Origin of the sequence: Thalassospira sp. UBA4513 (assembly GCF_002388495.1) — a bacterium.
GTDB classification, from domain to species: Bacteria; Pseudomonadota; Alphaproteobacteria; order Rhodospirillales; family Thalassospiraceae; genus Thalassospira; species Thalassospira tepidiphila.
In genome coordinates this window covers 2,482-2,748 of the sequence record NZ_DGMR01000005.1, presented here as the reverse complement: position 1 = coordinate 2,748, position 267 = coordinate 2,482, and the positions used below count along the sequence as shown (strand labels likewise).

Genomic DNA, 267 nt, shown 5'->3' with positions numbered 1-267 from the left:
GTTTTTCGGATGCCCAACGGGATTTCCAAGTCACGATAAAAGGTGTAAAAGATGAACTGATAGCAGGGGTTAGAGAGACCCGCTTAACTGCCATCATCATCTTATCCCGAAGGTCAAGACGAGGGTCCCGATGAAGGTCCGTGTTTACAAACCTGCCAAGAACGCCATGCAGTCCGGTCAGGCTGCGACCAAGCACTGGGTCATGGAATTTGAACCGGGTGCGAAAAAGGTTGCGGATCAGCTGATGGGCTGGATCGGATCGACCGA

The 267-nt window shown here is 52.1% G+C and carries 1 protein-coding gene; it reads left to right on the top strand.

The window, feature by feature from the left end:
* Positions 1 to 130 precede the first annotated feature (130 nt).
* On the top strand, positions 131 to 267 hold a 137-nt coding region (locus tag B2T33_RS01860; RefSeq protein WP_286791046.1), incomplete at its 3' end, for an NADH dehydrogenase ubiquinone Fe-S protein 4.